The organism is Isoptericola sp. AK164 (assembly GCF_029643425.1).
Classification (GTDB): Bacteria; Actinomycetota; Actinomycetes; order Actinomycetales; family Cellulomonadaceae; genus Isoptericola; species Isoptericola haloaureus.
Map to the genome: position 1 here is coordinate 2531783 of NZ_CP119106.1, position 25047 is coordinate 2556829.

The following is a 25047-nucleotide window of genomic DNA, read 5'->3' on the forward strand; positions in this document are numbered from 1 at the left end:
CGATCCGGAGGATCCATGCTCGACCACACCGTCCGCACGTACCGCGCCGACGAGCCGCTGGCCCGCACCGACCAGCTCGCCTGGAAGATCGCCGACGTCGCGGCGGAGCAGCTCGAGCCGCTCCCGGAGGTCACCGACATGGTGATCAACCGGATCATCGACAACGCCGCCGTCGCCACGGCGTCCCTGGGCCGCGCGCCGATCCTGGCAGCCCGGGCCCAGGCCGAGGCGCACCCGGTCTCGCGCGGCGGCTCCGGGTCGACGGTCTTCGCCTCCCAGCACCGCACCAGCCCCGAGTGGGCGGCCTGGGCCAACGGCGTGGCCGTGCGCGAGCTGGACTACCACGACACGTTCCTCGCCGCGGAGTACTCCCACCCGGGCGACAACATCCCCCCGATCCTCGCCGTCGCCCAGCACCTGGGCCGGGACGGCGCCGAGCTGCTGCGCGGCATCGTCACCGGGTACGAGATCCAGGTGAACCTGGTCAAGGGCATCTGCCTGCACGAGCACAAGATCGACCACGTCGCGCACCTGGGACCGAGCGCCGCGGCGGGGATCGGCACGCTGCTGGGGCTGCCGAACGAGACCATCTACCAGGCCGTCGGTCAGGCCCTGCACACGACGACGGCGACGCGGCAGTCCCGCAAGGGCGAGATCTCCACCTGGAAGGCCCACGCACCCGCCTTCGCCGGCAAGATGGCGATCGAGGCGGTCGACCGGGCCATGCGCGGCCAGACGTCCCCGAGCCCGATCTACGAGGGCACGGACGGCTTCATCGCCTGGATGCTCTCGGGTCCCGAGGCGCGCTACACGGTGCCGCTGCCCACCCGGGGCGAGGACCGCCGCGCCATCCTGGACACCTACACCAAGGAGCACTCCGCCGAGTACCAGGCCCAGGCGTGGATCGACCTGGCACGCCGGCTGGGCACCGAGCGTCCCGAGCTGCGCGAGGCCAAGTCGGTGCGCTCCATCGTGCTGCACACCTCGCACCACACCCACTACGTCATCGGCTCCGGGTCCGGCGACCCGCAGAAGTACGACCCGACGGCGAGCCGCGAGACGCTCGACCACTCGATCCCGTACATCTTCACCGTCGCCCTCCAGGACGGCGCCTGGGACCACGTCGCCAGCTACGCCCCGGAGCGCGCCGGCCGACCGGACACCGTCGAGCTGTGGCGCAAGGTCACCACCGCCGAGGACCCGGAGTGGACGCGCCGCTACCACTCCGCCGACCCGGACGAGAAGTCGTTCGGCGGCCGGGTGGAGATCGAGCTGGCCGACGGCGAGACGATCGTCGACGAGATCGCCGTCGCTGACGCCCACCCCTACGGCGCACGGCCCTTCGGCCGTGAGCAGTACGTCGCCAAGTTCCGCTCCCTGGCCGAGGGTGTGCTGGCCGACGACGAGATCGACCGCTTCCTCGACGTCGTGCAGCGGCTGCCGAAGCTGAGCGCGGAGGAGCTCGCCGGGCTGACCGTCACCCCGGCGTCCGACCCGATGGCCGGCGCCGACCTGCGGGGCGGGATCTTCTGATGCTGTACTCGGACCTCACCCCTGCCACCAAGCGCGCCGCGTTCCGCGAGCGCCTGACCTCCGGTGAGCTGCTGCAGCTCCCGGGGGCGTTCAACCCGCTCTCGGCCCGGCTGATCGAGCGCCACGGGTTCGACGGCGTCTACGTCTCGGGTGCCGTCGTCGCGGCCGACCTGGGCCTGCCCGACGTCGGTCTGACGACGCTGAGCGAGGTCGCCGGCCGGGCGAGCCAGATCGCCCGCATGACCGACCTGCCGACGCTGGTGGACGCCGACACCGGGTTCGGCGAGGCCATGAACGTGGCCCGCACGGTCCAGACCATGGAGGACGCCGGCGTCGCCGGGCTGCACATCGAGGACCAGGTCAACCCCAAGCGCTGCGGCCACCTCGACGGCAAGCAGGTGGTCGACGAGGCCACCGCGCTGCAGCGGATCCGCGCGGCCGTCACCGCTCGCCGGGACGAGAACCTGCTGATCATGGCGCGCACCGACATCCGGGCGGGGGCGGGTCTGGACGCCGCGATCGACCGTGCCCGGGCGCTCGTGGAGGCCGGGGCGGACGCCGTCTTCCCGGAGGCGATGCGCGACCTCGACGAGTTCGCCAAGATGACGGACGCGCTCGAGGTGCCGGTCCTGGCGAACATGACCGAGTTCGGCAAGTCCGAGCTGTTCACCGCCGACCAGCTGCGCGACGCCGGGATCGCCCTGGTGATCTATCCCGTCTCGCTGCTGCGCCTGGCCATGGGCGCCGCCGACCGCGGGCTGACGGCGCTGCGCGCCGAGGGGTCGCTCGCCTCGCAGGTCGAGCACATGCAGACCCGGGCCGACCTGTACGACCTGCTCGACTACCCGGCGTACAACACCTTCGACGCCGGGGTGTACGACTTCTCCCTCGAGGGCCACCACCACTGACCCGCGAGAGATCCCGAGACGACACCGCGCACACCGCGTCCGTCATCCGAGCGAAGGAGCACCGATGACCGAGTCCCGCCGCACCGACGAACCAGAGATCCACAAGGGGCTCGCCGGTGTGTACGCCGACACCACGGCCGTGTCCAAGGTCGACCCGGCGTCGAACTCCCTGCTGTACCGGGGCTACCCCGTGCAGGACCTGGCCGACACCCAGCCCTTCGAGGCGGTGGCCCACCTGCTGTGGCACGGCGAGCTGCCCACGGACGCCGAGCTGGAGACGCTGCGGGCGAGCGAGCGTGCGCACCGCGACCTCGGCGACGACGTGCGCACGGCGATCGACCTGCTGCCCACCGACGCCCACCCCATGGACGACGTGCGCACGGCGCTGAGCGTCATCGGCGCGCGGGAGACCGCCGGGGTCGACCTGCTCGCGCTGGCCGACGCGGGGACGACGGCGGAGCACGCCGTGCGGCTGTTCGCCGAGCTGCCCGCGGTGGTCGCCTACACCCAGCGGCGCCGCCACGGCCAGGAACCCGTCGCCCCACGCGACGACCTGGACCACGCGGCGAACACGCTGTGGATGACGTTCGGCACCAAGCCGGACGAGACCGTCGTGGACGCCTTCAACCGCTCGATGATCCTGTACGCCGAGCACTCGTTCAACGCCTCGACGTTCACCGCCCGGGTGGTGGCCTCCACCCTCAGCGACGTGCACTCGGCCGTCGTCGCCGCCGTCGGCGCCCTCAAGGGGCCGCTGCACGGCGGGGCGAACGAGGCGGTCATGCACGCCTTCACCGAGATCGGCTCGGCCGACCGGGCCGAGGCGTGGCTGGACGAGGCGCTGGCGGCCAAGCGCAAGGTCATGGGCTTCGGCCACCGGGTCTACAAGCACGGCGACTCCCGGGTGCCGACGATGAAGGCCGCCCTGGACGACCTGGTCGAGCACTTCGACCGCCAGGACCTCGGCGACCTGTACGCGGCGCTGGAGTCGGCGTTCGTCGAGCGCAAGGGGATCTACCCGAACCTCGACTACCCGGCCGGGCCCGCCTACCACCTCATGGGGTTCGACACCGAGACGTTCACCCCGCTGTTCGTCGCGGCCCGCGTCACCGGCTGGACGGCGCACATCGCCGAGCAGCAGGCGGCCAACTCGCTGATCCGCCCGCTGTCGTCGTACGTGGGACACGAGCGCCGAGACGTCCCGCGCACCTGAGGCAGGTTCGCCCACCCCGTCGCCCGTCGCCCCGTCGCGCGTTGTGGGCATGAAATCTGCAGGTCGGCACCCGCCAGGAGCTGCAGATTTCATGCCCACAACGGTGGGATGGGGCGCGATCAGGGGTGGGGCGCGGCTCCTCGGGGATGCGTTGGGGTCAGGAGGGCAGCTCCTGGTTGGGCCCGAAGTCGTCGCGGAACGAGGGGCCGTGGGCCGCGAGCTCCTCGGCGTAGGAGGCCGCCCACTCGCCGTAGGGCCGCACGGCCAGCGACTCGTTGGAGAACCGCCGGTCGTCGGTGATCTCGGTGACGCAGAAGTCCGGGATCTGCAGCTCCGTGACCGGCCCCGACCGCTCGCACTCGGCGACGATCAAGGGGTGGTTCGCCCCGCCGAAGACGTCGATCGACCAGCCGTCGGCGCCGAGCCAGGCGGCGTACCGGGTCTTGACGACCCGCGCACCGCCCCGACGGACGAGCTCGACGGCGACGAGCGGGTCGAGCTGCCGCTCGGCCTCGTACCGGGTGCCGCCGGCCGAGGGGCCCTTGACCGTCATCGCCGCGAAGTCGACCCGGTCGCGCCAGACGTCGAGGACGTCGCGCGCGTCGCTGCGCCCGTCAAGGGCGGCGTCCACTCCCCCGGCCTGGGCACGCACGCGCAGCGCGTAGCCGCCGTCGGACAGGAAGTAGGACTGGACGATCAGCGACGGGGCGTCGCGCAGCACGTCGGGCAGGTCGCGCACGAGGAACCGGCGCTCGAACTCGAAGTCTGAGTAGTCCGTGGACATGTCCCCGAGACTACGCCCGCCCTCGCGGCTCAGTGCCAGGTGGAGACTTCCTCGACCCCGGGGCGGAACTCGAAGTGCCACGGCTCGTACTTGCCGGAACCGCCGCGCTGCGCCCACGGCGGGTTCTCCCAGCCGTACATCGGGGCGTTGTCCCAGAGCCAGCCGTAGACCTCGGAGCTCCCCGTCTCCTTCGAGCAGAGGTCGATGGCCAGGCCCCAGCCGTGCATCGACGTGCCCGGCGTCGCGGCGAGGTAACCGCGGCTGGCCTTGACGGCGTACTGCGAGGAGAGCGAGCGGTAGCTGTCGACGAGGCACAGGTTCCGGCCGAAGCGCGCCGTGAACGCCTCGTTGAGCGCGCTCAGCGAGACGGCGGCGTCCGGCCGCAGCTGCTCGCCGCCCTGCCACAGGTCGCAGAGCGAGTGGTCGGCGAGCCGACCGTTGCTCCCCTCGACGGGGGCGTTCGGGTCGCAGTCCGGCAGCGGCTCACGGTCGGCGGTCGCACGGCTGGCGACGTCCATGTTGCGCTCGCGCGGCACGGCCGCGATGGCGGAGGCGGTCGGGGGCGCCGTGGTGCCGGACTGCAGCAGCGACAGCGTGGACGGGCCGGACGGCTGCGTCTCCTGGTCGAACGGCGACCGCTCGTCGCCCTGGGCGCCGGCGGTCAGGGGGCCGGCGATCGTCACGGCGGCGAGGGAGCCCAGCACGGTGGCCCGCGTCACCCAGGTGTGACCGGCCGGTGCGGCGTGCGCGCCACGGGCCCGGGACCGTCCTCCGGAGGACCGGCGCCGTGACGACCGTGCGGCGCGGCCCTGCTCGGCCTCGCGGAGCTCACGGCGGGAGCGCGGAGCGGGTGCGTCGCCCTGCGACGTCGTGTCCACGCCACCTCCTGCATCCGTTCCCGCCGAGCGCGGGTCACACGTCCTACCGACATCCCGACCGACCTGGGACGACGCCCTGGACGAGCACGTCACGGCCGATCTGTGACCGCACCTTAGCGGTGACCCGCCTCACGTCCAAGTCCCAGGTTGTTCACACCCTGTTCAGACCTCACCGACGGCGCTGCATCGCGTCACGGACCTCGCCGACCAGCTCCTCGAGGATGTCCTCGAGGAAGACGACGCCGACCGTGCGGCCCGCGTCGTCGACCCGGGCGAGGTGCGCGCCGGAACGCTGCATCGCCCGCAGGGTGTCCTCGACCTCGTCGGTCGGGTCGACCGTCGCCATGGCCCGGACCCGCCACATCGGCACCGGCCGCGACCGGTTGCCGTTGGTGGCGTACAGGACGTCCTTGAGGTGCAGGTAGCCGAGCAGCCGTGCCGCCCCGCCGCCGTCCTCCACGGACTCGGCCTCGGACTCGGGCTCGACCATCGGGAACCGGCTGTAGCCGGTGCGCGAGACCTCGTGCTCGACGTCGTCGGGTGTCGCGCCGGGCGACACCGTCACGAGCGCGTCGACGGGGACCATGACGTCGCGGGCGGTGCGCGAGGAGAACTCGATCGCGCCGGTGAGCAGCCCCTGGTCGTCCTCCAGCACCCCCTCGGCGCGGGAGGCCTCGACGATCGACTGCACCTCCTCGACCGTGAAGGCCGAGGCGACCTCGTCCTTCGGCTCGACCCCGAGCATCCGGATGACGTGGTTGGCGACCCAGTTCAGCGCCACGATGATCGGCCGGACCACGCGCGCGATGAAGACGAGCGGCGGCGCGAACCACAGCGCGGCCCGCTCCGGACCGGTGACGGCCAGGTTCTTCGGCACCATCTCGCCGAGCACGACGTGCAGGTAGACCACGATGCCGAGCGCGATGACCAGCGCCACCGGGTGGACCAGCTGCTCCGGGATCCCCATCCGCTCGAAGGGGCCCTCGAGCAGGTGCGCGAGCGCCGGCTCGGCGATGATGCCCAGACCGGTCGAGCACACGGTGATGCCGAGCTGGGCGCACGCCAGCATGAGCGAGACGTTCTCCATCGCCCACAGGACGACCTTGGCGCGCTTCTCCCCCGCCTGTGCGCGCGGCTCGATGGTCGAGCGCCGCACGGACAGCACGGCGAACTCCGCGCCGACGAAGAAGGCGTTGCCCACGAGCAGCAGCAGGCCGATCAGCAGGGCGGTCCCGGTGCTCATGCGGTCACCTCCAGCCCGGATCGCACGCGCAGCCGTTCGACGCGGCGTCCGTCGACCAGGTCGACGCGCAGGACGACGTCCTCGCAGGCGACCTCGTCACCGACCTGCGGCAACCGGCCCAGCCGTTCCATGACGAGCCCGCCGAGGGTCTCGTAGGACGGCGACTCCGGCACGCGCAGCCCGGTCGACTCCTCCAGCTCGTCGGGCCGCAGGACGCCGGGGACGGACCAGGCGCCGTCCGCGAGCCGCGCCACGCCGCCGCGACGGCGGTCGTGCTCGTCGGTGACGTCGCCGACGAGCTCCTCGACGACGTCCTCCAGGGTCACGACACCGGAGGTGCCGCCGTACTCGTCGACCACCACGGCCATCTGCAGCCCGAGCCCGCGCAGCTCGACGAGCAGCGGGCCGAGGCTGACGGTCTCGGGCACGCGCGGTGCGTCGACCATCAGCGCCCCCGCGGGCACGTCGTCGCGCCGGTCGAACGGCACCGAGACCGCCCGACGCAGGTGCACGAGGCCGACGACGTCGTCGCGGTCGTCGCCGATCACCGGGAACCGCGAGTGGCCGGTGCGGTGCGCGAGCCCGACGACCTCGGTCGCGCTCGTGTCCCGGTTGACCACGACCATGCGGGTGCGGTCGGTCATCACGTCGCGTGCGGCCAGCTCGTCCAGCTCCAGGGAGTTGGCCAGCAGGGTCGCGGTGCCCTTCTCCAGCGTCCCTTCCTGGGCCGAGCGCCGCACGAGCGAGATCAGCTCGGTGGCCGAGCGCGCGCCGGAGAGCTCCTCGCGCGGCTCGACGCCCATCCGCCGCAGGATGGCGTTCGCCGACCCGTTGAGGACGCGGATGAGCGGGCCCGCCGCGATGGTGAAGGCCCGCTGCAGCGGCACGACCGCCCGGGCGGTGCCGTGCGGCGCCGACAGGGCGAAGTTCTTGGGGATCAGCTCGCCGAAGAGCATCGAGAATCCGTTGACCACGACGAGCGCGAGCACGACGGCGAGCACGGCGGAGGCGCCCTCGCCCAGCGGCGTCGCCGCGAACGAGGCGCCGAACAGCGACAGCAGCGCGGGCTGGGCCGTGTAGCCGAGCAGGATGGTGGTGGCGGTGATCCCGACCTGCGCGGAGCTGAGCTCCGTGGACAGGTGCTTGAGCCCGGCTCGGACGATACGGTCCCGACGATCGGGACCTGTCCGGCCGGGCGAGGGACTGTCGCCCTCCTCGTCGTCGGCCCCCACGACCGCGGGGTCCAGGGTCACGAGGGAGAACTCGCTCGCCACGAAGATCGCGGTACCGGCCGTGAGCAGCACACCGACACCGAGCATGAGCACGTCGGTCAGCACGGCAGGCTCCAGCTGCTCGGCGGACCGGTATATCGACTGTCGTCCATCGCGCACAGATGCTATCCGCTCCGCGGCGCCGCACGCCACGCCAGCCGATGCCCAGCGAAGACACAGGGTGTGCGTGCAAGATGGGGTCATGACCACCACTGCGAGCGGCCCCGGGCAGGGGCAGCAGAACGCCACGGTGCTCGTCGTCGAGGACGAGCCGGCCATCGCGACGGCCATCGCGCAGCGCCTCTCCGCCGAGGGCTGGCGCGTCGAGGTCGCCCGCGACGGCCTCGCGGGTGTCGACGCCGCCGCCCGGCTCCACCCGGACGCCGTGGTGCTCGACGTCATGCTGCCCGGGATCGACGGGCTGGAGGTCTGCCGGCGGATCCAGGCGGACCACCCGACCCCGATCCTCATGCTCACCGCGCGCGACGACGAGACGGACATGATCATCGGCCTCGGCGTGGGCGCCGACGACTACATGACCAAGCCGTTCTCGATGCGGGAGCTGGTCGCCCGCGTCAAGGCGCTGCTGCGTCGGGTGGAGCGTGCCGCGCAGGCCGCGGCGTCGGCCCCTGCCGAGCCCCCGCTGGTCGCCGGCGACGTGACGATCGACCGCGCCCAGCGGCGGGTCCACCGCGAGGGCGAGGAGGTGCACCTGACGCCGACGGAGTTCGAGCTGCTGGTGATGCTCGCCAGCGCGCCCAAGACGGTCCAGACCCGCGAGAAGCTGCTCGCCGAGGTCTGGGACTGGGCCGACGCCAGCGGGACGCGCACCGTGGACTCGCACATCAAGGCCCTGCGCCGCAAGCTCGGGCCGGAGCTGATCCGCACGGTGCACGGCGTCGGCTACGCGTTCGAACCGCCGGCGGGCTGAGCGTGCCCGCCGCGCGCGACGACGACGGCGGCCGACGGCGGGAGCACCGGCTCCCGGACGTCCGCCCCCTCGACCCGATCCACTCGCTCAAGGCCAAGCTGGGTCTGCTGGTGGTCGCCAGCGTGACCGTCGGGGTGCTCATCACCTGGGTGGGCCTGCGCAACGAGTTCGGGCCCAGCCGGACCTTCCCGCTGGCGATCATCGTCTCGCTGGTGCTCACCCAGCTCCTCGCCCGCGGCATGACGTCCCCGCTGCGGCAGATGACGGCGGCGGCCCAGGCGATGGCGGACGGCGACTACTCCATCCGGGTGCGCTCCACGAGCCGTGACGAGGTCGGCCAGCTCGCCGAGGCCTTCAACACGATGGCGGGCGACCTGGAGTCGTCCGACCGGATCCGCCGCGACCTCATCGCCAACGTCTCCCACGAGCTGCGCACCCCGGTGGCCGCGCTGCAGGCCCAGCTCGAGAACCTCGTCGACGGTGTCTCCGAGCCCACCCCGGCGACCCTCGAGCTGTCGCTGGAGCAGACGGAACGCCTCACCCGGCTGGTCACCTACCTGCTCGACCTGTCACGGGTGGAGGCGGGCGCGTCGGCGCTGACGCTGACGCAGTTCTCCGTGGGCGACTTCCTCGAGGAGTGCGCCGAGTCGATGTCGATGGTCGACGCCGCCAAGGGGCTGCACTACGTCGTCGACGTCACTCCCGACGACCTCGGCCTGGAGGCCGACGTCGAACGGCTGCGCCAGGTGGTGACCAACCTGCTGCAGAACGCGATCCGGCACTCGCCGCACGGCGGCACGGTCCGGCTGGACGCCTACCCGGACCGCGACGACGTCGTGATCGAGGTGAGCGACGAGGGGCCGGGGATCGCCCCGGAGGACCGTGAGCGCGTGTTCGAGCGGTTCGCCAGCGGCGCCCCGAGCGTGCGGTCGCTGGCCAGCACGAGCGGCGGGACGGGGATCGGGCTGGCGATCGTGCGGTGGGCGGTGGACCTGCACGGCGGCCACGTCGAGGTCGCCGACACCGAGGTCGGTGCCACGATGCGGGTCGCGCTGCCCGCGGAGGCTCGCCCCGCTCCCGGGGTCACCACCGAGTAACGACACCATGTCACATCGTGAGATCGGTCACAGGGAAACCTGACCGACTCACGGACGTGAGCGGGCCATGACGCCGGACGAGACAACCTTTGACGACGTATTACCGACCCGTCACGCAGGGGTGGCAGAGCCCTTGTGCGCCGCGCGACGGCGCGGAACGGGTGACTCTGCACAGGCGCCAGGACGGCTTAGGCTGGTGGGTGCCCGACCATCGGGCAGCAGTACAACGCATGCAATCTGGGAAGTGGGCGATCCGGGCGTGGTGTCCCCCAAGGCAGGGTCAGAGTCGATCAGCGCCGAGAGCGCGTCGTTCGGGGCCAACGAGTGGCTCGTCGACGAGCTCTACGAGCAGTACCTGAAGGACAAGAACGCGGTCGACCCCGCGTGGTGGGACTTCTTCGAGGACTACACCCCGGGCGAGAGCAGCGAGGCGTCGGCGAACGGTACGCCGGCCCCGTCCGGCGGGTCGGCGTCGTCGGCGACCACCGCTCCCGCGAAGACCGACACCGGGGCGAGCACCGTCGCCGCCTCGGGCGACGACACCGCGGGCGAGGGCTCCGAGCCCGCCCCGGGCACGTCCTCGGCCGCCTCCGGGACGGCCGCGGCCGAGGCCTCCCAGCAGTCCACCCCCGCGCTCGTGCCGGCCGACCCGGAGATCTCCGCGGCCGACGCACCGGTGGCCGAGGCGCTGCCGGCCACGGCCCCGTACGCCGAGATCGCGCGCACCGAGCCCGAGTCCGACGAGGACGAGGCCACGGACGACGTCCGGAAGCTGCGCGGTCCCGCCGCGCGCGTCGTGACGAACATGGAGGCCTCGCTCGAGGTGCCGACGGCGACGTCGGTGCGTGCGGTGCCCGCCAAGCTGATGGTCGACAACCGGATCGTCATCAACAACCACCTCAAGCGCGGCCGCGGCGGCAAGATCTCCTTCACCCACCTCATCGGGTTCGCCCTCGTCGAGGCGCTGGCGGACATGCCGGTGATGAACGCGCACTACGAGCAGACCGACGGCAAGCCGCACGTCGTCCAGCCCGCGCACGTCGGGTTCGGCCTCGCCATCGACCTCGCCAAGCCGGACGGCTCGCGCCAGCTGCTCGTGCCGAGCATCAAGAAGGCCGAGGAGCTCGACTTCGCGGGCTTCTGGGCGGCCTACGAGGACCTGGTGCGCAAGGCGCGCGGCGGCAAGCTCGGCATGGACGACTTCGCCGGCACCACGATCTCGCTGACCAACCCCGGCGGCATCGGCACCGTCCACTCCGTGCCGCGCCTCATGCAGGGGCAGGGCACGATCATCGGCGTCGGCGCGATGGACTACCCGGCCGAGTTCGCCGGCGCGTCCGAGGAGCAGCTCGCCCGGATGGGCGTCTCGAAGGTCATGACGGTCACGTCGACCTACGACCACCGCATCATCCAGGGCGCCCAGTCGGGTGAGTTCCTCAAGATCCTGGCCGGCAAGCTGCTCGGTCTCGACGGCTTCTACGACCGCGTGTTCGCCGCCCTGCGGATCCCGTACGAGCCCGTGCGCTGGGTCCGGGACAACACCGTCGACTCGGACGTCGAGGCGGCCAAGCCGGCCAAGATCGCCGAGCTCATCCACTCCTACCGCTCGCGCGGTCACCTCATGGCGGACACCGACCCGCTCGCCTACCGCCAGCGCAAGCACCCGGACCTGGACATCCAGAACCACGGCCTGACGCTGTGGGACCTGGACCGCACGTTCCCGACCGGCGGGTTCGGCGGCACCCCGAAGGCCACGCTGCGCGACACCCTCGGCCTGCTGCGCGACTCCTACTGCCGCTCGATCGGCATCGAGTACATGCACCTGTCCGACCCGACCCAGCGCAAGTGGCTGCAGGACCGGCTCGAGCACGGGTACGCCCGCACCCCCCGCGAGGACCAGCTGCGCATCCTGCGCCGGCTGAACTCCGCCGAGGCCTTCGAGACCTTCCTGCAGACCAAGTACGTCGGCCAGAAGCGCTTCTCCCTGGAGGGCGGCGAGGCCGTCATCCCGCTGCTGGACGCGATCCTGTCCAAGGCCGCCGAGAGCGGGCTGGACGAGGTCGGCGTCGGCATGGCCCACCGCGGCCGGCTCAACGTGCTGGCCAACATCGCCGGCAAGAGCTACGGCCAGATCTTCAAGGAGTTCGAGGGCCAGCTCGACCCGAAGTCCGTGCAGGGCTCCGGTGACGTCAAGTACCACCTCGGCACCGAGGGCACGTTCACCGCCGAGACCGGCGCGACGACGAAGGTCTACCTGGCGGCCAACCCCTCCCACCTGGAGGCCGTGGACCCGGTGCTCGAGGGCATCGTGCGCGCCAAGCAGGACCGGATCGACCTCGGCGGCGACGGCTTCTCCGTGCTGCCTCTGCTCATCCACGGCGACGCCGCCTTCGCCGGCCAGGGCGTCGTGCCGGAGGTGCTCAACCTCGCCCAGCTGCGCGGGTACCGCACCGGCGGCACGATCCACGTGGTCATCAACAACCAGGTCGGCTTCACCACGGGCCCGTCCTCGTCCCGCTCGACGACGTACTCGACCGACGTGGCCAAGGGCTACCAGGTCCCGGTCTTCCACGTGAACGGTGACGACCCCGAGGCCTGCGTGCGCGTGGCCGAGCTCGCCTTCGCCTACCGCGAGCAGTTCGACCGCGACGTCATCATCGACATGGTCTGCTACCGCCGGCGCGGCCACAACGAGGGCGACGACCCCTCGATGACGCAGCCGCTGATGTACAACCTCATCGAGGCCAAGCAGTCGGTGCGCAAGCTGTACACGAAGAACCTCGTGGCCCGCGGCGACATCACCGTCGAGGAGGCCGAGCAGGCGCTCAAGGACTACCAGGCCCAGCTCGAGCGCGTCTTCACCGAGACCAAGGGCATGTCCTCGGACCGCTCCTCGGGCACCGAGGAGATCGCCGGGCTGGAGCGTCCGGAGTCCCAGCGCGAGGACGCCGGCACGATGGTCGGTTGGCAGACCGCCGTCTCGCACTCCGTGCTGGAGCGCGTGGGCGACGTCCACGTCCAGCCGCCGGAGGGCTTCACCGTCCACCCGAAGCTCGGCAAGCTCCTGGACAAGCGCCAGATCATGGCCAAGGAGGGCGACATCGACTGGGGCTTCGGCGAGCTCGTGGCCTTCGGGTCGCTGCTCATCGAGGGCACGCCGGTCCGCCTGGCCGGTCAGGACTCGCGCCGCGGGACGTTCACCCAGCGGCACGCCGTGCTGCACGACCGGCACACGGGCGCCGAGTGGACCCCGCTGCTCTACCTCTCCGGCGACCAGGCGAAGTTCTGGGTCTACGACTCCTCGCTCAGCGAGTACGCCGCGCTCGGCTTCGAGTACGGCTACTCCGTCGAGCGCCCCGACGCCCTGGTGCTGTGGGAGGCGCAGTTCGGCGACTTCGTCAACGGCGCCCAGACCGTCATCGACGAGTTCATCTCGTCGGCCGAGCAGAAGTGGGGCCAGAACTCCTCGGTCGTCATGCTGCTCCCGCACGGCTACGAGGGGCAGGGGCCCGACCACTCCTCGGCCCGCCTGGAGCGTTTCCTGCAGCTCGCCGCCGAGAACAACATGACCGTGGCGCAGCCCTCCACCCCCGCGTCGTACGCGCACCTGCTGCGCCGGCAGGCCTACGACCGCCCGCGTCGGCCGCTGGTGGTCATGACGCCGAAGCAGCTGCTGCGCCTCAAGGCCGCGGCCTCGAGCGTCGAGGACTTCACGACCGGCACCTTCGAGCCCGTGCTCGAGGACACCGAGGTGGCCCGCGGGAACCTCGACCCGGCCGGCGTGCGCCGACTCGTGCTCTGCACGGGCCGCGTCTACTACGACCTCGTCGCCGAGCGCAGCAAGCGCGGTGACACCGCCACGGCCATCGTGCGCATGGAGCAGCTCTACCCGTTCCCGGAGGAGCAGCTGCGGGCCGAGTTCGCGAAGTACCCGGACGCCGAGGTCGTCTGGGTCCAGGACGAGCCGCAGAACCAGGGCGCGTGGTCCTACCTGCACCTGGCGATGCCCGAGGACCTGCCCCGCGTGCAGGTCGTCTCCCGGCCGGCGTCGGCGTCCACGGCCGCCGGCACGGCCAAGCGTCACCGCGAGGAGCAGGAGATCCTGCTGGACCAGGTGTTCAGCCGCTGACCGTCGCCGTCAGGCAGCACGAAGGGCCCGGGAGCCGTCGCTCCCGGGCCCTTCGTGCGTCCCCGGCGATCGGGTCCGGTGCGGGCGGTCCGGACCCGCGCGGTCAGCCCCGGCTCACCACCTGTCGTGCACGTGCTCGCGGATCGAGGAGTCGTAGAGGTCGCGCACGCGGGAGGCGAACAGCGGTCCCAGGCTGCCGGCCTCGCCGGCCGCGGCGTTGAGCCGGGCCTGCTCCGGGGTGCGCGCACCGGGGATCACGGTCGAGACGCCCGGGCTCTGCCAGATCCACGCGATCGCGGCCTGGGCGGGCGTGAGGTCCTGCTCGAGCCCCTCGGCGAGCTCGGTGAAGGACGCGGCCGCCTCGACGCCGACGTCGAACGGGACGCCGGAGAACGTCTCGCCCACGTCGAAGGCCTCGCCGCCGCGGTTGAACGTGCGGTGGTCGTTCTCGGCGAAGGTGGTGTCCTTCGTGTATCGGCCCGACAGCAGGCCGGAGGCCAGCGGGACCCGGGCGATGATGCCGACCCCGGCCTCGGACGCCGCCGGCAGGACCTTCTCCAGCGGCTTGTGCCGGAAGGCGTTGAGGATGATCTGCACCGTCGCGACCCCGGGACGGGCGATGGCCGTCAGGGCCTCGTCGACGGTCTCCACGGAGACGCCGTAGGAGGCCATGGCGCCCTCGTCCACGAGCGTGTCCAGGGCGTCGTAGACCTCGTCGCGGGAGTACACCGGCGTCGGCGGGCAGTGCAGCTGGACCAGGTCGAGGGTGTCCACGCCGAGGTTGGCGCGCGACCGGTCGGTCCAGGACCGGAAGTTCTCCAGGACGTAGTTCTCCGGGACCTGGTCCGCGCGGCGCCCCATCTTGGTCGCCACGGTGAGGCCCTCGTCGCGGTGGTCGGCGAGGAACGCGCCGACCGTCTGCTCGCTGCGGCCGTCGCCGTAGACGTCCGCGGTGTCGTAGAAGGTCACCCCGGCCTCGAGCGACGCCTCGAGCACGGCGCGCGCGTCAGCGTCGCTCACCTCGCCCCAGTCCGCGCCGAGCTGCCAGGTGCCCAGGCCGACGACCGAGACCATCCGACCGGTCCGGCCGAGTACCCGCTTCTGCATCAGTGTCCTCCAAGTCCGAGGGGGTCGACCTTCACACGGTACGCGGGACGCACCGATCAGGCTTGCCGACTACGGTGTGACCGTGAACACGAGCCCGAGCACCGAGACGGCACCCACGCCGTCCGGCACCCAGTACCACCTGTCCGCCGGCACCCACCGCGCCACGATCGCCGAGGTCGGGGCCATGGTGCGCGAGTACACCGTCGACGGCCTCGACGTCTTCGTGCCGTTCGCCGAGCACGAGCCCGCACCGGTCTTCAACGCCGCCGTGCTGGTCCCGTGGCCCAACCGTCTTCGCGACGGCCGGTACGCCGCCGACGGCGAGACGTACCAGCTCCCGCTGAGCGAGCCCGACCGCGGCACGGCCCTGCACGGGCTCGGCTGCTGGTACCGCTGGTCGGCCGTCGAGGTCGCCGACGACGCGGTCACGCTGGAGCTGGCGCTGCCCGCGCAGAAGGGCTGGCCGTTCCAGCTCACCACCCGCGTGCGCTACTCCCTGGACGCCGAGCGCGGCCTCGAGATCCGGGTGACCACCCGCAACGTCGGCACCGGCACGGCACCCTACGGCGTCGGGTTCCACCCCTGGCTCTCCTCCGGCGGCGCCGACCTCGACGCGTGCACCGTGCGCCTGGACGCCACCGAGCACGTCACCGTCGACGACCGGCTGCTGCCCACCGGCGTCGAACCGGTCACGGGCGACCACGACCTGCGCGCGACGCGCTCGCTGGCCGGGCTCGACCTGGACGACGCCTGGGTCTCGGCCACGCGGGACGACGACGGACTGTCGTGGTGCCGGCTGGGGCGCCCGGACGGGCGGACCGCCGCCGTCTGGATGGACGACTCGATGGACTGCTGGCAGGTCTGCTCGGCGAACCACATCGCCGGCCACGAGCGCTTCGGCCTGGCCGCCGAGCCCATGAGCTGCTACGCCGACGCCTTCAACTCCGGCGACCGGCTCGTCCGGCTGGCTCCGGGCGACTCCCACGAGGTCCGCTGGGGTGCCAGCCTGCTGTGACGAACCGTGCCAGGACGGCTCATCCGCGACGAGATGTCACGAACCGGGCGCCGGCCCCTCCCTGCGGAGGGGTGCCGCCGGCGCCCGGCGTGGGATCATGCCGTGCCGAGCCTGGGCACGGAACAATGACGGCGCAACACAGTGACTCGGCAGGGGACGGTGACAGGTCGTGACGGACCGCGAGGTGCGCATCTGCGTGGTGGGCGACGAGCTCAGCGTGGGCGTCGGCGACGGCCGCGCCCTGGGCTGGACCGGACGCGTGCTGGCGCGGACCCGGTTCGACCGGCCGGCGATGACCTTCACCCTGGCGGTGCCGGGCGAGACGACGTCGACCCTCGGCGCGCGCTGGGAGGCCGAGACCGAGCCGCGGTTCGGCCCGGAGCAGACCCACGACAACCGTCTCGTGGTCGCCCTGGGCCGCCACGACGTCGACTCCGGCCTGTCGGTCGCCCGGTCGCGGCTCAACCTGGCGAACATCCTCGACGTCGCCGACAACCGGCGCCTGTCGACGTTCGTCGTCGGGCCCCCGCCGGGGCGGCCGGAGGACGGCGGCCGGATCGCCGAGCTCTCCGCGGCCTTCCAGGACGTCGCGAGCCGTCGACGCGTGCCCTACGTGGACACCTACACCCCGCTCGCCCAGCACGAGCAGTGGCTGGCCGACCTCGCCACCACGGGGTCGACCTACCCCGGGCAGGCGGGCTACGGGCTCATGGCCTGGCTGGTGCTGCACACCGGCTGGCACGCCTGGCTCGGCCTGCCGCACGAGACGGAGTGACCGGGCGCCTCAGCCGCGCGAGACGATGACCCGCGCGCTGGTGACGGTGGCCGTCACGTAGGCGATGCTCCGGCCGTCCGTCGGGGTCTCGCCGTGGTCGACGGACAACGTCCGCGTGGTCGAGGGCAGCGCCTCCCCGTCGAGCACCGCCTGCCCCGCCGCGCCGCGGACCTTGAGGCTGACCGGGGTGCCGGCGTCGAGCCGGAGCGCGACGTCGCCCGAGACGGACTTGGCCGACACCATCGGCACGGTGCCGACGGCGGTGACCGCCACGGCACCGGACACGCTGCTCGTGGTGACCCGGCCCAGGGTGCCCTCCAGGGCGAGGGCGCCGGAGACGACCTGCGCCGAGACGTCGCCGGTGTGCCCCGAGGAGGCCACGTCGCCGGAGACGGACCGCAGGTACAGCGACCCGTGCGTGCCGGCCGTGCGCACGGTGCCGGTGACCGTCTTGACCACCGTCCCGGACGTGCCGGTGACCTCGACGTCCGCCTCGGTCGTGCCGACGTCGACCCGGACCTGCGGCGGGACGGTGACGTGCACGACGGCCCGCTCGGAGCTGCCGAGCGACCGCACGCGGGCCACGAACGCCTCGACCGCGTTCCGCTCGTAGCCAATGCGCAGCCGGTCGCCGTCGCGGTCGACGTGCAGCGGCTTCTCCCCGACCTCGAGCACCTCGAGCGTGACCTGGGTGGTCTCCGGGTCGACCGTGACGTCCGCCCGGCCGTCCTGGAGCCGGATCGTCAACGCACCCACACCCGTGACCTCGACGGTCTGCGGGGCGGCGATCGCCCAGGACTCGGTGCTCATGCTGCCTCCAGGGAGCCGGTGACACGGGTCGTCGTGCGATTGTGGGATCATAGACCGACCCCCGACCACCTTCTCGTGAGGAGACGATCATGAGCAAGCGCGGAAACAAGCGTCGCGCCCGCAAGGGCAAGAACGCCAACCACGGCAAGCGTCCCAACGCCTGAGGACGCCCTGCACGACGACGGGCCGGCACCCTGCGGGGTGCCGGCCCGTCGTCGTCCCCGGACCGTCGTGACGGACGGCCGGTGCGGGTGCGCTCTCAGCCCGAGACGCGCATCACCGTGATCTGCTCACGGATGCGCAGGCGCAGCGTCGCGGGCGCCTGCTCCGCGCAGGACCGCTTGACGAGCTTCTTGACGAGCTCCTCGACGCTCAGCTCGGCCAGGCAGGGCGAGCAGTGCGCGACGTGCGCACGCATGCGGTGCTCGTCGTCCTCGGTCATCTCCGAGTCGAGGTACTCGTACAGGTGCCCCAGCGCGTGCTCGCAGTCGCTCTCGCCCTCGGCGGGCTCGTGCGGGATGGGGGTCACGTCCGCGCTCATGATTCTCCTCCGCGCGCTCCGGCGAGTCCTCGGTCCGCGGCGTAGTCCGCCAACAGCTCGCGCAGCTGCCGTCGTCCACGGTGCAGCCGGGACATCACGGTCCCGATCGGTGTACCCATGATCTCCGCGATCTCCTTGTAGGGGAACCCCTCGACGTCGGCGTAGTACACGACCATCCGGCGGTCCTCGGGCAGCTCCTGCAGCGCCCGCTTCACGTCGGAGTCCGGGAGCCGGTCGAGCGCCTCGGCCTCGGCCGAGCGGAGCCCCTGCGAGGTGTGGGTCGCCGCCCGGGCGATCTGCCAGTCCTCGATGTCGTCGGTCTGCGCCTGCTGCGGCTGCCGCTGCTTCTTGCGGTAGTTGTTGATGAAGGTGTTCGTCAGGATCCGGTACAGCCAGGCCTTGAGGTTGGTGCCGGGCTTGTACTGGTGGAAGGCGGCGAACGCCTTGGCGAACGTCTCCTGCACGAGGTCCTCGGCGTCGGCCGGGTTGCGCGTCATGCGCAGCGCCGCGGAGTACAGCTGGTCGATGTACTCCATCGCGTCGCGCTCGAAGCGCGCGGCACGGTCCGCCGCCGACTCCTCGTCCGGAGCGCGCTCGGTGTCCTCGCCGACCTCGTCGTCGGTCGGCTGAGGGGTGGTGGTCGCCGCGTCGTCATCCTGGGTCATCGCTGTCGAGCCTAGCCCCAGCGGCCAGCCGCTGCGGGGTACGTCCGGGGACGCCGCCGTCGGCCGACCGAGGTCGGAGGGAACGGAGAACAGGGTCGCGTCGCGCACCCCGCCCGCTGCGGGGGCGTCTCGAGTCATGCAGGCTTCCACACTGCGGTGCAACCAGGGACGACCGACCGGCATTCCCCGCAGGTCAGGGCGCTGCCTCGGCCCACACCACGACGCGGCGGCGCCGGGGCCCGTCGGGATCAGGACGCGACGTCCGCGAACCGCCGTCGGTAGGACGTCGGGCTGGTCCCGAGCAGGCGCGCGAAGTGGTGCCGCAGGACGGCGGCGCTGCCGAACCCGACGAGCCGGGCGACCTCCTCGACCGGGACGCCGGGCTGCTCCAGGAGCTCCTGCGCGCGGGCGACGCGCTGCCGCGTCAGCCAGGCACCCGGCGTCGTACCCGTCTCGGCGCGGAAGCGGCGGGCGAAGGTCCGTTCGGAGAGCATCGCGCGCCGCGCCAGCGCCGGCACGCTGTGGTCGAGCTCGAGGTGTCCGCGCATCCAGGCGAGCAGGTCGGCCAGCGAGTCGCCCTGCTGCGGGACGGGGTCGACGACGTACTGCGCCTGCCCGCCGTCGCGCTGCGGCGGGACGACCATGCGGCGGGCGACCGCACGGGCGGCCTCTCCCCCGAGCTCGGTGCGTACCAGGTGCAGGCACGCGTCGATGCCGGCGGCCGTGCCGGCGCTGGTGAGCACCCGACCGTCGGCGACGTAGAGCACGTCGGGATCGACGTCGGCCCGGGGCGCCGCCGCGGCGAGGCGGTCGGCGAACATCCAGTGGGTGGTGCAGCGCCGCCCGTCGAGCAGACCGGCCGCGGCGAGCACGAACGCGCCGGAGCACAGCGAGACGATCCAGGCGCCCCGCTCGTGCGCGGCCCGGATCGCGTCGAGGTAGGCGGGCGGGACGTCGATGTGCTCGGCGTCGGTGAGGACGTCGTAGGCGACCACGACGACGACGTCGGCGTCCTCGGTCGCCTCGAGCCCGGCGTCGACGTGGACTGAGAACCCGCCCTTGGTCGGCACGGGTCCGGGCTCGGGGGTGCACAGCGTGAAGTCGAACGTCGGCCCGCCGGTGTCGCGGCGGTCGATGCCGAACACCTCGTAGGCGATGCCCATCTCGAACGGCGCGACGCCGGGGACGACGACGGCGGCCACCTTCTCGATCATCCCCTCAGCCTGGCACAGATGTGGCGGGATCTCGACTGACGACCAGATGCTGCCACTCTCGGCAGCACTCCGGATCACGCCGACGAAGCCGCCGCGCCGACCAGCACGAAGGTGACGACCGCACCGACGGCGACCAGGGCCACCCGCCCACGCACGCCGGCCCCCCGACGGCCCGCGACCGAGGCCACCACGACGATCACCACTGTCGCCGCCCCGGCCACGGCAGCCCCGCGCCACAAGTAGGCGGCGGCAGCCTCGAGATCGCCCGGTACACCGAAGAGCGGCGCTGCGGTGATCATCGCCGCGAAGGCCAGGTAGGCGGGGATCATCACGATGCCGGCGGCGCCCACGAGCCAGGCCAGCGGCCCGGCCCACGCCGCCTCACCGGTCGCGCGACGGGGCGCCCGGGCACCGGGCGCCCCGGAGCCCTCCTCGAGCGCTCCCGTCGCACCGCGAACCTGCTCGCCCCCGCTGGTCGAGCCGGCTCCGGCGTTCCGCGCCACGCGCCACCAGACGACGGCACACCCGGTGACGGCGCAGGCTGCGGCGGCGGTGACCGCGATCCCGAGGTCGAGCCAGCCGACGAGCCGGTACGACCGACTGTCGAACAACGCGTACACGCTCAGCCCTCGCCCCCGGACGAGCAGCCCGAACGCGACACCCGCCACGGCGAACGCCGTCAGACGAGCCCATCGCGGACGGTGCCACACGAGCGCGACGATCAGCGCGGCTCCGGGGACGCCGGCCAGCAGCAGCGGCAGCCCGACCCAGATCAGCACCGTGAGGACCTGTCCACCGACCGAAGGCGCCGCGGCGCCGGCGATCCCCCGGACCACCGCGGCCACAGCAGTGGAGAGCAGAACGTAGCTCGCCATCCCCCACGCGCAGATCTCGACACCCCGCCTCCACGGACGGACCGGCGCACTCGCCACGAGGCCTGTTTCCACGCAGGTCATGGCACCGCACGGGCCATCGGCTGTCAACGCCCCGCGGCGCCGGCGGCTCGATGGCAGAACATCGACGGGTGATGTCGATACCGCCACTCGTGACAGAACATCGACGAGCGAAGAATTGCTGCCATGACGATGATCCTGCTGCTGCTCACCCTGCTGACCGCCGGCGTCTGGATGACGGCGCTCGCACGGACCGTCCGGCGCGACGGGCTCGGGAGCCGCCGGCCGCCCCGGTCCCACCTCGAGTGGTGGGAGGGCGCCGAGCCGCGCTGAGGGCCGCTCCGGGAGGCGGCGGGCAGCGGGCGGCTACGGCTCGAGGAGCTGCACGACCTCGACGCCGCACTGCACGGGGTCCGACTCCTGGCAGACCTCGTCGACCCACACCTCGACCATCGCCCCGGCGACGAGCACGGCCACGTCCGCTGCGGAGCCGTCGACGTCCAGCACCTCCGTGCCGTCGGTGAGCAGCGCCATCCCCTCGTAGTAGGGGTCGGAGGCCCGCACGAGGACCGGCCGGCCCGCCCTGCCGCCGTCGTCGTCGACCGCGCCGCCGTCGGCCACCACGCCCCGCACGTCCGACGGCTCCTCCGGTGCCAGGCCGACGTCCCCGCAGCCCGACAGCACCACGGCTGCGGCGAGCAGGGCGGCGGGCGCAGCGGCGCGCCGGAGGGTCGAGGGCACGACAGACATCCGACCGCACCCCTGCTCACGCCGTCAACCAGCGTGTATCGGTGGGCATGTCTGCAGCCGCTCTGCCACAGTGGGCCTATGCTGCTCCGACGTCTCGCCCGCCCCCTGCTGGCCGTCCCGTTCGTCTACGACGGCGTCTCCACCGCCCTGCGACCGGCCGAGCACACCGAGGCCGCCCGTCGCGGCGCCGACACCGTCACGGAGGCGCTCGGCGTCGAACCTCTCGACGACACCCAGGTCTCCCTGCTCGTCCGCGCGCACGGCGGTGCGACGGCGCTGGCCGGCCTGCTGCTCGCCGTCGGGCGCACACCGCGGTCCGCCGCCCTGACTCTCGCCGCGCTCACCGCGCCGCTGGCCGTGGTCAACCAGCCCTTCACCAGCAAGGGCGACGAGCGGCGCGAGCGGACCGACAAGTTCGTCAAGAACCTCGGCGCGATCGGCGCCGCCGTCATCGCCGGGATCGACCTCGAGGGACGCCCCGGCGTCTCCTACCGCATCGCCCAGAAGCGGGCCGCCGCCTCGAAGTCCGCCCACCACGCGGTCGAGAGCGCGTCGACGTCCGGCAAGCACGCCGTCGAGAACCTGGAGCGGTCCGGCAAGCACGCCGTGGCGAACGCCAAGCGGTCCGCCACCTACGCCCGCCGGTCCGCCTCGGCGTCGGCCCGGCACGCGACGCAGCAGGTCGAGCGCGAGCTGCGGTCGACCGCCAAGAACGCGAAGGCGAGCGCCAAGAGCGCCAAGGCCACCGCGAAGAGCGCCCGGGCGTCCGCCGAGAAGGCCGCGGCGAAGGCTGCCGCGAAGGTGTCCTGACGTCCGGACGGGGCCGCCGACGTCGGACGCGGTCAACTAGTCTCGGGGCATGACGTCTGCGCCTGCCTCGACCGATCTGCCCCTGTGGGACGCCCCCGTCGCCGACGGCCCCCTGGAGGCCACGGTCGAGGTCCCGGGCAGCAAGTCGCTCACCAACCGGGCACTCGTCCTCGCCGCCCTGGCCGACGGCCCCGGCACGCTGCGCGGCGCGCTGCGCTCGCGCGACGCCGACCTCATGATCGCCGCGCTGCGCTCCCTCGGCGCCACCATCACCGAGGGCGAGGCGCCCAGCACCCTGCACGTGACGCCCGGTCCCGTCACCGGGAGCACGAGCATCGACTGCGGCCTGGCCGGCACCGTCATGCGGTTCCTGCCGCCCGTGGCCGCGCTGGCCGACGGCGACGTCCGGTTCGACGGCGACCCGGAGGCACGGGTGCGCCCGATGCAGCCGGTCCTCGCGGGGCTGCACGGCCTCGGCGTCCGCGTCACGGGTGAGGGCGACGAAGCCGGCGCCACGGTGCCGTCGCACCTGCCCTTCACCGTGCACGGCCGCGGGCACGTCGCCGGGGGGTCGGTGGACATCGACGCCTCGGGCTCCTCGCAGTTCGTCTCCGCGCTGCTGCTGGCCGCCCCCCGGTTCGACCGCCCGCTGACGCTGCGGCACATCGGCACGACCCTGCCGAGCCTGCCGCACATCGAGATGACGGTGGCCGCGCTGCGCGAGGTCGGCGTCGCCGTCGACGACTCCCGCGACGGCATCTGGCAGGTCACCCCCGGCCCGATCGCCGCCCGCGACCTGCGCGTGGAGCCGGACCTGTCCAACGCGGCGCCGTTCCTGGCCGCCGCCCTGGTCGCCGGCGGCACCGTGCGGGTGCCGGGCTGGCCGACGTCGACCACCCAGCCCGGCGCCATGGTCCCCGAGCTGCTGGAGCAGATGGGCGGCACGGCGTCGCTGGACGACGGCGTGCTCTCGGTGACCGGCACCGGCGAGATCCACGGCATCGACGTCGACCTACGGGCCGGCGGCGAGCTCGCCCCGACCTTCGCCGTGCTCGCGGCGCTGGCCGACTCCCCCACCCGCCTGCGCGGCATCGCGCACCTGCGCGGCCACGAGACGGACCGGCTGGCGGCGCTCGCCGCCGAGATCACGCGGCTCGGCGGCCGGTGCGAGGAGACCCGCGACGGGCTCGTCATCACCCCGCGCCCGCTGCACGGCGGGGTGTTCCGCACCTACGCCGACCACCGCATGGCCACCTCCGCGGCCCTGCTCGGCCTGCGGGTCCCGGACGTACAGGTCGAGAACGTGGCAACCACCGCCAAGACCCTGCCCGGCTTCGACGGCATCTGGGCACGGATACTCGGCCGGGGCACGGAGGACCAGGACTGATGGCCCGCCGGGTCCGCGACGAGCACGAACGGTTCGCGCGTCCCTCCAAGCACGGGTCGCGCCCGCGCTCCAAGCAGCGGCCCGACCACGCCGACGCCGTCCCGGCGCTGGTCACCGGCATCGACCGCGGCCGGTACACCCTCGTGGTCGACGACGGCGGTCCGGACGAGCGCGAGATCCTCGCCATGAAGGCCCGCGAGCTCGGGCGGACCCGCACGGTGGTCGGCGACCGCGTCGACGTCGTCGGTGACACGTCCGGCCACGAGGGCACGCTCGCACGGATCGTGCGGGTCACCGACCGCACCTCGACGCTGCGGCGCACCGCCGACGACACCGACCCCTACGAGCGGATCGTGGTGGCCAACGCCGACCAGCTCGTCGTCGTCACGGCGCTCGCCCAGCCCGAGCCGCGCACCGGCATGATCGACCGCTGCGTCGTGGCCGCCTACGACGCCGGCATGGACGTGCTGCTGTGCCTGACCAAGGCCGACCTCGCCTCCCCCGACGAGCTGCGCGACCTGTACGAGCCGATCGGCGTGGACGTCGTGGTGACACGGCGGGACGACGCGGACTCCGTCGAGACGGTCCGCGAGCGCCTGCTGGGGCGGACGTCGGTGCTCGTCGGGCACTCCGGCGTCGGCAAGTCGACGCTCATCAACGCCCTGGTGCCCGACGCCCTGCGGGCGACCGGCGTCGTCAACGACGTCACCGGACGCGGACGGCACACCTCGACGTCGGCCGTGGCGCTGCGACTGCCGAGCGGGCCGGGCTCCTCGGTGGACGACGACGGGCACGACGGCTGGGTCATCGACACCCCCGGTGTGCGCTCCTTCGGGCTGGCCCACGTGGAGCCCGAGCACCTGCTGCGTGCCTTCGAGGACCTGGACGCCGCGGCTGAGGAGTGCCCGCGCGGGTGCACGCACCTCGCCGACGCCCCCGACTGCGCGCTGGACGAGTGGGTCGGGGCCACCGAGGACGACGACGCCCGCGCGGCACGCGCGGCGCGGCTGGCCTCGTTCCGACGGCTGCTGGCCTCGCGGACCGACGCCGGCTAGGGAGCACCCCGGCCGTGGGCGCACCTCCCCGGGCCGAC

The 25047-nt window shown here is 72.8% G+C and carries 23 protein-coding genes; 12 read left to right on the top strand and 11 right to left on the bottom strand.

Annotation, left to right across the window (positions count from 1 at the left end):
- Nucleotides 1-15 precede the first annotated feature (15 nt).
- The 3 genes from PO879_RS11760 to PO879_RS11770 all read left to right on the top strand — a co-directional run bounded on the left by PO879_RS11760 (nucleotide 16) and on the right by PO879_RS11770 (nucleotide 3654).
- Entirely contained in the window at nucleotides 16-1533 is a 1518-nt protein-coding gene (locus tag PO879_RS11760; protein ID WP_278235078.1) for an MmgE/PrpD family protein, read from the top strand.
- Nucleotides 1533-2441, top strand: a complete 909-nt coding sequence (gene prpB, locus PO879_RS11765; protein ID WP_278235079.1) for a methylisocitrate lyase — start codon at nucleotides 1533-1535, stop codon at nucleotides 2439-2441. The genes PO879_RS11760 and prpB overlap by 1 nt, the downstream gene beginning before the upstream one ends.
- Before the next feature lie 64 nt (nucleotides 2442-2505).
- Nucleotides 2506-3654, top strand: a complete 1149-nt coding sequence (locus tag PO879_RS11770; protein ID WP_278235080.1) for a bifunctional 2-methylcitrate synthase/citrate synthase — start codon at nucleotides 2506-2508, stop codon at nucleotides 3652-3654.
- 157 nt (nucleotides 3655-3811) lie between these two features.
- Here the strand turns inward: PO879_RS11770 and PO879_RS11775 are convergent, their stop codons facing one another.
- The 4 genes from PO879_RS11775 to PO879_RS11790 form a co-directional block, all read right to left on the bottom strand.
- A complete protein-coding gene (locus PO879_RS11775; RefSeq protein ID WP_278235081.1) occupies nucleotides 3812-4438 on the bottom strand; it encodes a CYTH domain-containing protein in 627 nt (208 codons plus the stop codon).
- 29 nt (nucleotides 4439-4467) lie between these two features.
- Entirely contained in the window at nucleotides 4468-5316 is an 849-nt protein-coding gene (locus tag PO879_RS11780; RefSeq protein ID WP_278235082.1) for a M15 family metallopeptidase, read from the bottom strand.
- Between the two features lie 169 nt (nucleotides 5317-5485).
- Nucleotides 5486-6559 (bottom strand): hemolysin family protein, encoded by a 1074-nt coding sequence (locus PO879_RS11785; RefSeq protein ID WP_278235083.1) that lies wholly within the window; start codon nucleotides 6557-6559, stop codon nucleotides 5486-5488.
- The gene (locus PO879_RS11790; protein WP_278237521.1) at nucleotides 6556-7896 is read right to left on the bottom strand and encodes a hemolysin family protein; all 1341 of its coding nucleotides are present in this window, start codon (nucleotides 7894-7896) and stop codon (nucleotides 6556-6558) included. Before PO879_RS11790 ends, PO879_RS11785 begins: the two co-directional genes overlap by 4 nt.
- A 136-nt stretch (nucleotides 7897-8032) precedes the next feature.
- Here PO879_RS11790 and PO879_RS11795 point away from each other — a divergent pair, with 136 nt between their 5' ends.
- From PO879_RS11795 to PO879_RS11805, 3 genes are all read left to right on the top strand, one after another.
- Nucleotides 8033-8761 carry a response regulator transcription factor gene (locus PO879_RS11795; RefSeq protein WP_278235084.1) on the top strand — a complete coding sequence of 243 codons (729 nt, stop codon included), beginning with the start codon at nucleotides 8033-8035 and terminating at the stop codon, nucleotides 8759-8761.
- Nucleotides 8762-8763: 2 nt separating this feature from the next.
- Nucleotides 8764-9858 carry a HAMP domain-containing sensor histidine kinase gene (locus PO879_RS11800; protein ID WP_278235085.1) on the top strand — a complete coding sequence of 365 codons (1095 nt, stop codon included), beginning with the start codon at nucleotides 8764-8766 and terminating at the stop codon, nucleotides 9856-9858.
- Between the two features lie 259 nt (nucleotides 9859-10117).
- A complete protein-coding gene (locus PO879_RS11805) occupies nucleotides 10118-13987 on the top strand; it encodes a multifunctional oxoglutarate decarboxylase/oxoglutarate dehydrogenase thiamine pyrophosphate-binding subunit/dihydrolipoyllysine-residue succinyltransferase subunit (RefSeq protein WP_278235086.1) in 3870 nt (1289 codons plus the stop codon).
- A gap of 114 nt (nucleotides 13988-14101) precedes the next feature.
- Here PO879_RS11805 and PO879_RS11810 read toward each other — a convergent pair whose 3' ends face one another.
- Nucleotides 14102-15094: an aldo/keto reductase gene (locus tag PO879_RS11810; protein WP_278235087.1), complete on the bottom strand. Its 993-nt coding sequence runs from the start codon at nucleotides 15092-15094 to the stop codon at nucleotides 14102-14104.
- 82 nt (nucleotides 15095-15176) lie between these two features.
- Between PO879_RS11810 and PO879_RS11815 the strand changes: the two genes are divergently transcribed.
- Nucleotides 15177-16109, top strand: a complete 933-nt coding sequence (locus PO879_RS11815) for an aldose 1-epimerase family protein (RefSeq protein WP_278235088.1) — start codon at nucleotides 15177-15179, stop codon at nucleotides 16107-16109.
- Between the two features lie 169 nt (nucleotides 16110-16278).
- Nucleotides 16279-16884 carry a GDSL-type esterase/lipase family protein gene (locus tag PO879_RS11820; protein WP_278235089.1) on the top strand — a complete coding sequence of 202 codons (606 nt, stop codon included), beginning with the start codon at nucleotides 16279-16281 and terminating at the stop codon, nucleotides 16882-16884.
- A 9-nt stretch (nucleotides 16885-16893) separates the two neighbouring features.
- Here PO879_RS11820 and PO879_RS11825 read toward each other — a convergent pair whose 3' ends face one another.
- The 5 genes from PO879_RS11825 to PO879_RS11845 form a co-directional block, all read right to left on the bottom strand.
- A complete protein-coding gene (locus PO879_RS11825; RefSeq protein WP_278235090.1) occupies nucleotides 16894-17694 on the bottom strand; it encodes a DUF4097 family beta strand repeat-containing protein in 801 nt (266 codons plus the stop codon).
- 259 nt (nucleotides 17695-17953) lie between these two features.
- Nucleotides 17954-18235 (bottom strand): mycothiol system anti-sigma-R factor, encoded by a 282-nt coding sequence (rsrA, locus tag PO879_RS11830; protein WP_278235091.1) that lies wholly within the window; start codon nucleotides 18233-18235, stop codon nucleotides 17954-17956.
- Entirely contained in the window at nucleotides 18232-18900 is a 669-nt protein-coding gene (locus PO879_RS11835) for a sigma-70 family RNA polymerase sigma factor (RefSeq protein WP_278235092.1), read from the bottom strand. The genes rsrA and PO879_RS11835 overlap by 4 nt, the downstream gene beginning before the upstream one ends.
- 248 nt (nucleotides 18901-19148) lie before the next feature.
- Nucleotides 19149-20114 carry a helix-turn-helix domain-containing protein gene (locus PO879_RS11840; RefSeq protein WP_278235093.1) on the bottom strand — a complete coding sequence of 322 codons (966 nt, stop codon included), beginning with the start codon at nucleotides 20112-20114 and terminating at the stop codon, nucleotides 19149-19151.
- A 74-nt stretch (nucleotides 20115-20188) separates the two neighbouring features.
- The gene (locus PO879_RS11845; RefSeq protein ID WP_278235094.1) at nucleotides 20189-20989 is read right to left on the bottom strand and encodes a hypothetical protein; all 801 of its coding nucleotides are present in this window, start codon (nucleotides 20987-20989) and stop codon (nucleotides 20189-20191) included.
- 204 nt (nucleotides 20990-21193) lie between these two features.
- On the opposite strand from PO879_RS11845, the gene PO879_RS11850 reads away from it, so the two are divergent.
- Nucleotides 21194-21340: a hypothetical protein gene (locus PO879_RS11850; protein WP_278235095.1), complete on the top strand. Its 147-nt coding sequence runs from the start codon at nucleotides 21194-21196 to the stop codon at nucleotides 21338-21340.
- Between the two features lie 33 nt (nucleotides 21341-21373).
- On the opposite strand, the gene PO879_RS11855 is transcribed toward PO879_RS11850, so the two are convergent.
- Entirely contained in the window at nucleotides 21374-21748 is a 375-nt protein-coding gene (locus PO879_RS11855) for a hypothetical protein (RefSeq protein WP_278235096.1), read from the bottom strand.
- A gap of 87 nt (nucleotides 21749-21835) precedes the next feature.
- On the opposite strand from PO879_RS11855, the gene PO879_RS11860 reads away from it, so the two are divergent.
- The 3 genes from PO879_RS11860 to rsgA are packed head-to-tail and all read left to right on the top strand — an operon-like array spanning nucleotide 21836 to nucleotide 25009.
- Entirely contained in the window at nucleotides 21836-22567 is a 732-nt protein-coding gene (locus tag PO879_RS11860) for a DoxX family membrane protein (RefSeq protein WP_278235097.1), read from the top strand.
- Nucleotides 22568-22616: 49 nt separating this feature from the next.
- Nucleotides 22617-23954: a 3-phosphoshikimate 1-carboxyvinyltransferase gene (aroA, locus tag PO879_RS11865; RefSeq protein WP_278235098.1), complete on the top strand. Its 1338-nt coding sequence runs from the start codon at nucleotides 22617-22619 to the stop codon at nucleotides 23952-23954.
- Nucleotides 23954-25009: a ribosome small subunit-dependent GTPase A gene (gene rsgA / locus PO879_RS11870; RefSeq protein ID WP_278235099.1), complete on the top strand. Its 1056-nt coding sequence runs from the start codon at nucleotides 23954-23956 to the stop codon at nucleotides 25007-25009. Before aroA ends, rsgA begins: the two co-directional genes overlap by 1 nt.
- Nucleotides 25010-25047: the final 38 nt, after the last annotated feature.

Coding starts and splice junctions, on each gene's coding strand:
- PO879_RS11760 (WP_278235078.1), top strand. CDS start 16: ATGCTCGACCACACCGTCCGCACGTACCGCGCCGACGAGCCGCTGGCC.
- prpB (WP_278235079.1), top strand. CDS start 1,533: ATGCTGTACTCGGACCTCACCCCTGCCACCAAGCGCGCCGCGTTCCGC.
- PO879_RS11770 (WP_278235080.1), top strand. CDS start 2,506: ATGACCGAGTCCCGCCGCACCGACGAACCAGAGATCCACAAGGGGCTC.
- PO879_RS11775 (WP_278235081.1), bottom strand. CDS start 4,438: ATGTCCACGGACTACTCAGACTTCGAGTTCGAGCGCCGGTTCCTCGTG.
- PO879_RS11785 (WP_278235083.1), bottom strand. CDS start 6,559: ATGAGCACCGGGACCGCCCTGCTGATCGGCCTGCTGCTGCTCGTGGGC.
- PO879_RS11795 (WP_278235084.1), top strand. CDS start 8,033: ATGACCACCACTGCGAGCGGCCCCGGGCAGGGGCAGCAGAACGCCACG.
- PO879_RS11810 (WP_278235087.1), bottom strand. CDS start 15,094: ATGCAGAAGCGGGTACTCGGCCGGACCGGTCGGATGGTCTCGGTCGTC.
- PO879_RS11825 (WP_278235090.1), bottom strand. CDS start 17,694: ATGAGCACCGAGTCCTGGGCGATCGCCGCCCCGCAGACCGTCGAGGTC.
- rsrA (WP_278235091.1), bottom strand. CDS start 18,235: ATGAGCGCGGACGTGACCCCCATCCCGCACGAGCCCGCCGAGGGCGAG.
- PO879_RS11835 (WP_278235092.1), bottom strand. CDS start 18,900: ATGACCCAGGATGACGACGCGGCGACCACCACCCCTCAGCCGACCGAC.
- PO879_RS11840 (WP_278235093.1), bottom strand. CDS start 20,114: ATGATCGAGAAGGTGGCCGCCGTCGTCGTCCCCGGCGTCGCGCCGTTC.
- PO879_RS11845 (WP_278235094.1), bottom strand. CDS start 20,989: ATGGCGAGCTACGTTCTGCTCTCCACTGCTGTGGCCGCGGTGGTCCGG.
- PO879_RS11850 (WP_278235095.1), top strand. CDS start 21,194: ATGACGATGATCCTGCTGCTGCTCACCCTGCTGACCGCCGGCGTCTGG.
- PO879_RS11860 (WP_278235097.1), top strand. CDS start 21,836: ATGCTGCTCCGACGTCTCGCCCGCCCCCTGCTGGCCGTCCCGTTCGTC.
- aroA (WP_278235098.1), top strand. CDS start 22,617: ATGACGTCTGCGCCTGCCTCGACCGATCTGCCCCTGTGGGACGCCCCC.
- rsgA (WP_278235099.1), top strand. CDS start 23,954: ATGGCCCGCCGGGTCCGCGACGAGCACGAACGGTTCGCGCGTCCCTCC.